Annotated in this window: 6 protein-coding genes and 1 pseudogene; 4 read left to right on the top strand and 3 right to left on the bottom strand. The window is 67.6% G+C overall.

The genetic code is table 11. From position 1 onward, the window contains the following. The 4 genes and pseudogenes from E5679_RS21380 to E5679_RS20195 all read left to right on the top strand — a co-directional run. Positions 1 to 119 (top strand): annotated as a pseudogene (locus E5679_RS21380) (IS30 family transposase); the annotation flags it as partial. A 279-nt stretch (positions 120 to 398) separates the two neighbouring features. Continuing rightward, complete coding sequence (locus E5679_RS20205; RefSeq protein WP_249336257.1) at positions 399 to 1,595, top strand: serine hydrolase domain-containing protein; 1,197 nt, start codon at positions 399 to 401, stop codon at positions 1,593 to 1,595. Between the two features lie 737 nt (positions 1,596 to 2,332). Beyond that, positions 2,333 to 3,514, top strand: a complete 1,182-nt coding sequence (locus E5679_RS20200; protein WP_138419277.1) for a serine hydrolase domain-containing protein — start codon at positions 2,333 to 2,335, stop codon at positions 3,512 to 3,514. Positions 3,515 to 3,526: 12 nt separating this feature from the next. Beyond that, a complete protein-coding gene (locus E5679_RS20195; RefSeq protein WP_138419276.1) occupies positions 3,527 to 4,711 on the top strand; it encodes a serine hydrolase domain-containing protein in 1,185 nt (394 codons plus the stop codon). A gap of 9 nt (positions 4,712 to 4,720) precedes the next feature. Here E5679_RS20195 and E5679_RS20190 read toward each other — a convergent pair whose 3' ends face one another. From E5679_RS20190 to E5679_RS21490, 3 genes are all read right to left on the bottom strand, one after another. Beyond that, positions 4,721 to 4,975, bottom strand: a complete 255-nt coding sequence (locus tag E5679_RS20190) for a hypothetical protein (protein ID WP_138419275.1) — start codon at positions 4,973 to 4,975, stop codon at positions 4,721 to 4,723. A gap of 134 nt (positions 4,976 to 5,109) precedes the next feature. Then, positions 5,110 to 5,721: a serine hydrolase gene (locus E5679_RS21495; RefSeq protein WP_338055938.1), complete on the bottom strand. Its 612-nt coding sequence runs from the start codon at positions 5,719 to 5,721 to the stop codon at positions 5,110 to 5,112. Between the two features lie 20 nt (positions 5,722 to 5,741). Beyond that, positions 5,742 to 6,101, bottom strand: coding sequence for a serine hydrolase (locus E5679_RS21490; RefSeq protein ID WP_171042494.1), 360 nt, complete (start codon positions 6,099 to 6,101; stop codon positions 5,742 to 5,744). Positions 6,102 to 6,268 lie beyond the last annotated feature (167 nt).

Raw genomic sequence — 6,268 nt, 5'->3', positions numbered from 1 at the left:
CCTACCTCGACGCCATCGCCTTCGAGATGAACAACCGGCCACGCAAGGCACTAGGCTTCAGGACACCGCGAGAAGTCTTCCTCGAAGACCTCGCAGCAGCCGTTGCCAACACTCCTTGAGACCGCCCTTCAACCCGTGGATCGGCGTCGCCGCTGTGGCCGTGATTGCAGTGGTGAAGCTACGGCTGCAGGCTTCGGTCGGAGACGCTCCCGAGGTCGGTCGGCCGCCATGATCTGAACGGCACTCCGCGGACGCCCAGCGGGACCTGGGGCGGTCAGATGGAAACCGCGGTCAACGAGACCCTCGACCGGCTTTGCCAGAACCCGGAATGAAAATGCGAGCAGACCAAATGGCTCGAGGCTAACCAAGCTTCACGTCAATCTGATCGGCAGCCCTCCATGTTTCCCAAGCTCCGGCCGCTAGCGGCGACGGCTTCCTCGCTCATCCTCGTCATCGCCCTCTCGGCCTGCTCAGCCATCCAGACGGCACCAGCTCCGACGAGCACCGCCGCCCCCACTGCCAGTGTCGCGGCAGCCATGGACTCCCTGGACCAGCGGATCGCTGGGCTCATGGCAGACGGCGCTATCGCGGCAACCGTGCAGGTGCGGTGGCCCGGCGGGGAATGGTCCCATGCCTACGGTGTCCGCGACCTCGACTCCAGGAGCGCCGCTCAGCCCAGCGACCTCGTGCAGATCGCAAGCGTCACCAAGACCATGACAGCAGTCGCCGTCCTCAAACTCGTCGATGACCACCTCATCGGCCTCGACGACCCCGTGAACGACATCATCCCCGGCTTCAAGGACGTACTGCACCCACCCGCCCCGATCACCGTCCGCGAGCTGCTCGGCCACACCTCCGGCGCGCCGGACTTCTTCGACGCGCTGTTCTCGAACCCGGATGTCCGACCGGTCCTCGCCGTCAAAGCCACGCCCCGGAAGCTCTTCGAACTCGCGGGCAGGCTCCCATGGGACCCCTCGAGCATCGGCAAGTTCAGCTACTCCAACACCGGCTACGAGGCATTGGGGCTGTTGGTTGCGACGCTCCGCCACAAGCCCTTCGCCCAAGTCCTGCGCGAGGAGGTCATCGACCCGGTCGGGCTCAAGGACACCACGGCCGAGAGTGCCAACCTCGGTGACCCCCGGACCATCCACGGCTACATCACCCTCCGGGGCGAACGCCTGGATGTCACGGACAACGCATGGCTGGCCGGATCAGCAGCGGGCGGGGTCACCTCGACGGTCGCCGACGTGAACACCTTCTTCGCGGACCTCTTCCAAGGCAGGCTCCTCTCGGCCGAGTCCCTGTCCGCGATGAAGGAGAGGCTCAGCCCCGGCTACACCCTCGGACTCTGGACCTCCGCCGACGGATGCACCGGAGGGACGAGATTCGAAGGCCACGGAGAATTCTGGTCCTACCTCGCCGTCGCCGTGTCCTCGGCAGACGGGCAATACGTGGCCACCTTGCACGTCACTCCACCCGCCCTCCCCTCAAGCGTCGAGGACCCCAAGAGCGACGACCAGCGCGACCGCATGCAGGTCCTGATGCAGTCGGCGCTCACGGAAGCGCTGGACCGACTCTGCCTCCGCCAGTACTGATAGCGGCGCGTTCGGCCCGGGAAGAGAGTGCCGAAGACTGTCGGGCAGGCCGGCCCGGCCGCTTGGCTCATCCAATGATGACCGAGAGGACGCCAGCCCAGGAAACCATGCTGCGCCTTCTGAGGGCGGCGGAGGTCCGACCCTGGGACGGGGGAATGCCGAGGACCGCGAGCACCTCTCCCTTGGCAGCCTGTGCGCCTCGACGAGCACTACGCCGAGGAGGGACAAGCGCAGGTGATCGCCCACTTCCCTCGAGGAGCTCCTCTGGGGATCCGCGATACCGTTCGTGCTCGTCGAGGACGGCTCGGGTCATCGGTCGGGCCAGCCTATCGTCGATCGTGACGGCCACAGGATCGCCGAGGGGGACAAGGGCACGAGATGAGCCAGACGATCGGAGTCCTCATGGAGATCGCCCGGGACGGGGCTCGGACTGCGCTGCGTCGAGGTCGCGACGGTGCTCCGCAACGTGCCCTCCGAGCGGGCGCTGGAGAGGAGAACGGCTTGGAGTTCTGCCGGGGTCGCCCGAGAGTACCTGCGGATCGCAGGATCATGGCAGGACCACCGCAAGTACGAGCGAGTCCTCTGGCCCGCAGTGGACCTTGGTGCGGTTCCGGTGTGTGGGGGCGCGCCCTAAAATTGAGGTGCTGGGGTACGGTGCCGGTACGAGGCCTGGCCGGGCGCGGCGCCGACTACGGCCGAGCCCCCTTTCACCGCACCCCTTTGATCGGCGGCTTCCCATGAGCCCCAAGAACTATGTCGTCGCTGCCGCAGCCGCGACCGCCATCGCCCTCGCAGGCTGCGGATACAACAACACCCGCGACACCACTGCGTCGTCAGCTGCCCCCTCTGCCACCGCTTCGATCGAGCAGCAGGCGAAGCTGTTCATGGACCAAGGTGCGGTGGCCGCCGTGGTCCAGGTCAGCTGGCCCGGCGGTGAATGGTCCAAGGCGTGGGGCGTCCGCGACCTTGACTCGAAGGCTCCCGCGCAGCCCACCGACCGGGTGCCGGTGGCCAGCGTGACCAAGACGATGACCGCCGTGACCGTCCTCAAAATGGTCGACGACCACCTCGTCGGCCTCGACGACCCGGTCAACGACGTCATCCCCGGGTTCACTGCATGGCTCCACCCACCCGGTCCCATCACCGTGCAGCAGCTGCTCAACCACACCTCCGGGGTCCCCGAGGTCAACGATGCACTCCCGCAGACCGCGGACTTCCGCCCGCTGTACGCCCAGACCCTGACGATGGAGCGCGGCCTGCAGCTCGCAGGCACGCTGCCCTGGCCGGCAGCCGCAGTCGGTCGGTTTGCCTATTCGAACACCGACTACCTCGCCCTCGGCCTCCTGGTCCAGACATTCAGGCACAAGCCCTTCGCCCAAGTGGTACGCGAGGAGGTGCTCGAGCCGCTGGGCATGACGAACACGAGCCTGTCGGATCATCTCGACGTCCACGAGCCCGGTCTCATCCACGGCTACGTCACGCTCCACGGGCAGCGCGCCGACGCGGCCGACTCGTCGTTCTGGGCCGGCACCCCGGCTGGCGGGGCGACCTCGACGGTGGCGGACATGAACCGCCTCATGGCCGGCATCTTCCAGGGAAAGGCCGTCTCCGCGGAATCGCTGCGGGCGATGGAGACAAGCCCCGTCTCCGGCCTCCCGTACGGGCTCGGGGTCTGGATGCACTCGGACGGGTGCTCGCCCGGGAACCGGTACGAGGGCCGCGGCTCGTTCTGGGGGTACCAGACCATCGCGGTCACGAGCGCCGATGGCCGGTACCAGGGCGCGATGACGGTCGCCGTGCCGCCAATGCCGACTGAGCTCGAGGACCCATCGGCCGACAGCAGGCGGAACCTCCTGTCGGGTCAGATTGAATCCGCCCTCAACGAGACCCTCGACCGGCTCTGCAAGTCATCGCATTAGGAGCCGTTCCCCATGCCCGCCCGAACCCGGTCCGCCTTCTGCACGGCGGCTGCCGCCCTCGTGCTCGCCCTCACCGCCTGCACGAGTCCCGCCGCAGCGCCCTTGCCGAGCCCGCTGCCGTCGCCGAGCGATTCCCCGACCGGGTACCTCGACGCGGTGCTCCAGTCGCTCGTCGATCAGGGTGCAGTCTCTGCAGTGGTGCAGGTGCGCTGGCCCGGGGTGGAATGGTCCAAGGCCTACGGGGTCCGCGACTTGGACACGAAGGTGCCTGCCCAGCCCCGGGACCGGATCCAGGTCGCCGACCTCACCGAAGTCCTGGTCGCGCCGGCGGTCCTGCACCTGATCGAGGAGGGCCGCATCGAGCTCGGGACCCCGGTCAACGGGTTGATCCCCGGATTCGAGCAGACCCTCCACCCGCCCGGGCCGGTCACCGTCTGGCAGCTGCTCACCCACGAATCCGGCATCCCCGAGTTCCAGGACGCACTCTTCCAAGGGACCGACCTGAACTCAGCGCTCACGCAGCACATCACCCTCCAGCACGCACTCGAACTGGCCGGGACGCTCCAATGGCACCCCTCCGATGTGGGCAAGAACCACTACTCCTCCACCGACTACATGGTGCTCGCGCTGCTGCTGCAGACACTCCGCGGCAAGCCCTTCGCCGATGTGCTCCGCGATGAGGTCATCGGCAGGCTCGGACTCCAGCACACCTCGACAGGCCTCCTCAACGTGAACGACCCCGACCTGCGCCACGGGTACATCACCATCCACGGCCAGCGTCGGGACGATACCGAGAACACCAACACCGTAGACACCCCACTCGGCGGGATCTCGACCGTCGCCGACCTGAACGCGTTCTACGCCGCGCTCCTGCAGGGCAAGGCCGTCTCCCCTGCGTCGCTGAAGGAGATGAAGAAGCCCTCCGGAAGCGCCCCCTTCGGCATGCTGAACATCTGGCCGGACAAGTGCTCGGGCGGAAGCCGGTACGGCGGCGTCGGCGGGATCTTCTGGGAGTGGCTCACCGTCTCGATCAGCAGCGACGACGGGCAGTATCAGGCCAGTGTCAGCGTCGTGGCCCCGCCCCTGCCCACACATCTGGAGGACCCAGCGACGGATGCAAAGCGGTTGGGCATGATCGCCAAGATCCAGGGCGCGGTCAACGCGGCCCTGGACAGGCTCTGCCACTGGAGGGGATGAGCCCTCCCGTTATCCGACGGGGTGCCCATGCAGGCAGTGGTCCTGCCCCGGCGGGATCTCGTGGCCTTGGATGCAGGTCCTCTCCGGGGGCCGCGGCCGGTCGTGGGAGCTGAGGAAGATGCTGCTGTAGCCGCGCTCGATCCCCTCGTCCTCGCGCTTGAGCCACTCCCCCAGATGGATCCCGTGGTGCTGTTTCGCCTGCTTCGCCGGGTCCTCCGGCCTGTCAGATTCATGTGTCCGATGCCCGGAAGGATTCTTCGCCATGGCACTCGCGACCTTCGATGAGATCGTCCCTGCTCGGGTGCAGAGAGGAAACGGTGCAACGAGCGTAGGCCTTCGGCGCAGGCCCGGCAATCGGCCAGGAGGCCCTCACGTGCTGCACGGAGCCCACTGAAGGACTATCTGCACATGGCCGCCGCCTTCGCGTGCAAGGCCTCCTCCATCCGCTGCACCAGGGCAGGGACCCTTGCCGAATCGAGTGGGGACGAGGGCAGGGCCATGGTGACGCTGACCTGCTGTCTGCCGTCCTCGGTTGCCGCCGAGAGGATCGCGTACGGGCCGCCCCCGCCGGACGCAAGCACGTGCCGGGTGACCGGACACAGATCCGCGGTGTACATGCCGACCTCGTAGGGCTCACCGGCAGCCATCAGCTTCCAGCTCTCCTGGCTGAGGAGCTTCCCGGTCGTGAGCGCGGCGAGGGACCTGTCCATGTCGACGACGGTGCTCAGGACCCCGGCATCCCCGGACCCGGCGAAGGCGTCATCGCGTGTCAGGTCCACCCGGGTTCCTCCTGAGACGACGTAGCCGTGGAGCATCGGCTCCGGCGGCTGCCCCGGGACGGCGACCAGGGAGCTGGCCATCCCCGAGGGATCGAAGACGTCCGCATCGAGTACCTCGGCAAGCGGCTTGCCCCGCAGCCGCTCCACGAGCCAGGCGAGGACTTCCCAATCCGTTGTCGACCGCATGGCGCGGGTCGCCGGGTAGGGCGGCGCCGCCGCCGAGGGGGCCATGCGGAGCCTTTGCTCGAAGGTCAAAGGGGTCGTGCGCAGGTTCTCGGCCGGGTGGATGCGAGCAGGGCAGGGACGTAGTCCGGGAGCCCGGTCCGGCTCCCGAGCAGTTCACGGAGCGTGGTGCGGTCCCAGCCCGGGAATATGGCCGAGAACTCTGGCAGATGGTCTTCGATCCGGTCGTCGAGACCGACCATGTGCTCTTCGACGAGCTTCATGACCGCCGCCACTGAGAGCATCATCGTCCCCTCGCCGGACACCCAGAGCCTGTCCCCAACGTCTGCCTTGGCCCCGGAATCGAGGTTGCTGACACCGACCGCGTGGTAGGCCTCGTGCTCACCGTCGCGGACGTGGAATACGACGGCTTGGGCTCTCTGGGACATCTCAGCGAGGCAGGGCCCACTGGGCGTCGGACGAGGGTCGAGGCCCCGACTCCAGACAGGAGGCATCTGCTGCTGGTGGGAGCCTCCGGCCCGTCTTCGCGCCCCACGCTCCCGTGCCAACGACTTGGGAATCCGTTGTGGAGGTCCCTTCGGCGGCCCGCACATTT

It is taken from the genome of Sinomonas gamaensis (assembly GCF_005876955.1).
GTDB classification, from domain to species: Bacteria; Actinomycetota; Actinomycetes; order Actinomycetales; family Micrococcaceae; genus Sinomonas; species Sinomonas gamaensis.
This window is presented reverse-complemented; position numbering and strand designations above follow the sequence as displayed.

Coding starts and splice junctions, on each gene's coding strand:
- E5679_RS20205 (WP_249336257.1), top strand. CDS start 399: ATGTTTCCCAAGCTCCGGCCGCTAGCGGCGACGGCTTCCTCGCTCATC.
- E5679_RS20190 (WP_138419275.1), bottom strand. CDS start 4,975: ATGGCGAAGAATCCTTCCGGGCATCGGACACATGAATCTGACAGGCCG.
- E5679_RS20195 (WP_138419276.1), top strand. CDS start 3,527: ATGCCCGCCCGAACCCGGTCCGCCTTCTGCACGGCGGCTGCCGCCCTC.
- E5679_RS20200 (WP_138419277.1), top strand. CDS start 2,333: ATGAGCCCCAAGAACTATGTCGTCGCTGCCGCAGCCGCGACCGCCATC.
- E5679_RS21490 (WP_171042494.1), bottom strand. CDS start 6,101: ATGTCCCAGAGAGCCCAAGCCGTCGTATTCCACGTCCGCGACGGTGAG.
- E5679_RS21495 (WP_338055938.1), bottom strand. CDS start 5,721: ATGGCCCCCTCGGCGGCGGCGCCGCCCTACCCGGCGACCCGCGCCATG.